The organism is Mycobacterium sp., from assembly GCF_050701675.1.
GTDB lineage: Bacteria > Actinomycetota > Actinomycetes > Mycobacteriales > Mycobacteriaceae > Mycobacterium.
This window is the reverse complement of the sequence record NZ_JBOGDD010001344.1, coordinates 1-2,770: the sequence shown is the minus strand read 5'-3', so window position 1 is coordinate 2,770 and position 2,770 is coordinate 1. Positions and strand designations below refer to the sequence as shown.

At 67.5% G+C, this 2,770-nt stretch carries 2 protein-coding genes and 1 pseudogene; 1 reads left to right on the top strand and 2 read right to left on the bottom strand.

Annotated elements, in window-relative coordinates:
* Positions 1-472, top strand: a pseudogene (locus ACRDUX_RS41605) (MocR-like transcription factor YczR); the annotation flags it as partial.
* 141 nt (positions 473-613) lie between these two features.
* Here ACRDUX_RS41605 and serB read toward each other — a convergent pair.
* Together serB and ACRDUX_RS41595 are read right to left on the bottom strand one after the other, a co-directional pair.
* Positions 614-1,855 carry a phosphoserine phosphatase SerB gene (gene serB, locus ACRDUX_RS41600; protein WP_526423539.1) on the bottom strand — a complete coding sequence of 414 codons (1,242 nt, stop codon included), beginning with the start codon at positions 1,853-1,855 and terminating at the stop codon, positions 614-616.
* 51 nt (positions 1,856-1,906) lie between these two features.
* A partial coding sequence (locus ACRDUX_RS41595; RefSeq protein ID WP_526423537.1) for a cytochrome c oxidase subunit I occupies positions 1,907-2,770 on the bottom strand: 864 nt, incomplete at its 5' end.

The window sequence follows — 2,770 nt, the reverse complement described above, 5'->3', positions numbered from 1 at the left end:
GATCCGCGCCGAGCGCAGCGCCTTGACGACCATCGGAGCGCTGCGACCCGCGATCGACATGGGCACGCCGATCGTCGAACAGCTGGCCGCCGCAAGGCTTCTCGGCCTTGCCGAAGAGTTGCTCCCCGAGCGTCGCGAAATACTGCGCGCACGGCGCGCGCTGCTGCTTGCCCTGCTCGACGAGCACCTGCCCGACTGGCGACCAGACCCGGGCAAGGGCGGGATGTCGCTGTGGGTGCGGCTACCTGCGCCCATGAGTTCCGCGCTCTCGGCGGCTGCCTCCCGGATGGGTCTGGAGATCCCACCTGGGCCACGGTTCGGGGTGGACGGCACGCTGGAGCGCTTCATTCGGGTGCCGTTCACGCTGCCCGATGAGCAGTTGACCGAGGCGATCGAGCTACTGGCGCGCGCGTGGCGCAGTGTGACCGGCGCCAACACGGGCGGCGCGGAGGCGCAAGCCGTCGTCGTCTAGTCGTGGATCACGCGCTCCCGTCCTCCTGCTGCACCGTGAACGGGGCAAGATAGTCGGCCCACCGGATCTTTCGAAGACACCTGCATGGGCCAAGCCGATCGTCGCCGCTGCACTCAAGCAAAGCTGAGCTCGCGAGGAGAGCTACTCGGGGATCTCGACGCGGCGCACCATTCCATCGACGGCGTCGGCGGCCTCGATCTCCCCGCGCGTCACCCCAAGGAGGAACAGCACCGTGTCGAGGTACGGGTGGCTCAGGGACGCGTCGGCCACTTCACGCAGGGCGGGCTTGGCGTTGAACGCCACGCCCAGCCCGGCGGCGGCAAGCATGTCGATGTCGTTGGCGCCATCGCCGACCGCGACGGTCTGCTCCATCGGCACACCGGCCTGTTGCGCGAAATCCCTGAGCGCCTTGGCCTTTCCCGGCCGGTCGATGACGTTGCCGATGACCCGGCCGGTCAGCTTGCCGTCGACGATCTCGAGTTCGTTGGCGGCGACGAAGTCCATCATCAGCTCGTGCGCCAAAGGCTCGATCACCTGGCGGAACCCACCCGAGACGATCCCACAGTGATAACCGAGGCGGCGCAGGGTCCGAATCGTGGTCCGCGCCCCTGGCGTCAGCTCGATCTGATCGGCGACGTCGTCGAGCACCTCGGCGGGCAGGCCCGCGAGCGTCGCCACCCGACGGTGCAGCGACTCGGCGAAGTCCAACTCTCCGCGCATCGCGGCATCCGTGACCTCCGCAACGGCGGCCAGCGCGCCGGCCCGCTCGGCCAGCATCTCGATGACCTCACCCTGGATGAGCGTCGAGTCGACGTCGAACACGATGAGCCGCTTGGCCCGTCGCGACAGGCTGTAGTCCTCCAGTGCGATGTCGACGCTCTCGGCGACGGCCACCCGGGCCAGCGCCGTCTGTAGCTGACCGTAGGCAGACCCCGGCGGAACGGAGACACGCAGCTCCAGGCCCGTCACGGGGTAGTCGGAGACGCCCCGGATGGTGTCGATGTTCACTCCGAGCATCGCCACCTCCCGTGCCACCACCCCGAATGCCTCTGCGGTGATGGGGCGGCCGAGGACGACGATCGTGTGCGTGGACGGCTCACGCAGAACCGGCATGTCGTCGCTGCGCTCGATGGTGACGTCCAGCCCGACGCTGCGGATCGCGTCGGTGACCTCGTCGCGCAATCTGGCACCGGCTGCCTCGCCGGGCCCGGCCACCAGCACGGCCAGGGTCAGGCGGCCGCGGACGACGACCTGCTCGACGTTGAGGAGCTCGACCTCGTGGCGGGCGAGCACTCCGAAGAGCGCCGACGTCACACCCGGTTGATCGACACCCGACACGGTGATCAGAAGCGATGAACGCTTGCGCGAGGAGTCATCAAGCACAGCCGACACCCTTGACGTGTTCACCCTTGCGGGCAGACTTCGACGACCCGATCAGCTGCGAACCTGCGCGTCATCGAGTTCGGTGACGTCACCGTCGGACGGGTGCGGCCCTCCACCGATGTGGGCCTCGGCCCGCATCCGCTCGACCATGTGCGGGTAGTGCAGCTCGAAAGCCGGCCGCTCCGAGCGAATCCGGGGCAGCTCGGTGAAGTTGTGCCGCGGCGGCGGGCAGCTGGTCGCCCACTCCAGGGAGTTGCCGTAGCCCCAGGGGTCGTCCACCACGACCGGCTCGCCGTAGCGCCACGACTTGAACACGTTCCACGTGAACGGGAGCGTCGAGATGCCGAGGATGAACGCACCGATGGTCGAGACGACGTTGAGCGTGGTGAAGCCGTCAGACGGCAGGTAGTCCGCGTAGCGCCGCGGCATGCCCTCGTCGCCGACCCAGTGCTGCACCAGGAAGGTGGTGTGAAAGCCGATGAACGTCAGCCAGAAGTGCAGCTTGCCCAGTCGCTCGTCGAGCAGACGGCCCGTCATCTTCGGGAACCAGAAGTAGATGCCCGCGTAGGTGGCGAACACGATCGTGCCGAACAGCACGTAGTGGAAGTGCGCGATCACGAAGTACGAGTCGGTGACGTGGAAGTCGATCGGCGGGCTGGCGAGCAGGACGCCGGACAGGCCACCGAGCAGGAACGTGACGAGGAAGCCCACCGAGAACAGCATGGGTGTCTCGAAGGTCAACTGCCCCTTCCACATCGTCCCGATCCAGTTGAAGAACTTGATGCCCGTCGGGACGGCGATCAGGAACGTCATGAACGAGAAGAACGGGAGCAGCACCGCACCGGTGGCGTACATGTGGTGCGCCCACACGGCGACCGACAGGGCGGCGATGGACAGCGTCGCGTAGATCAGGGT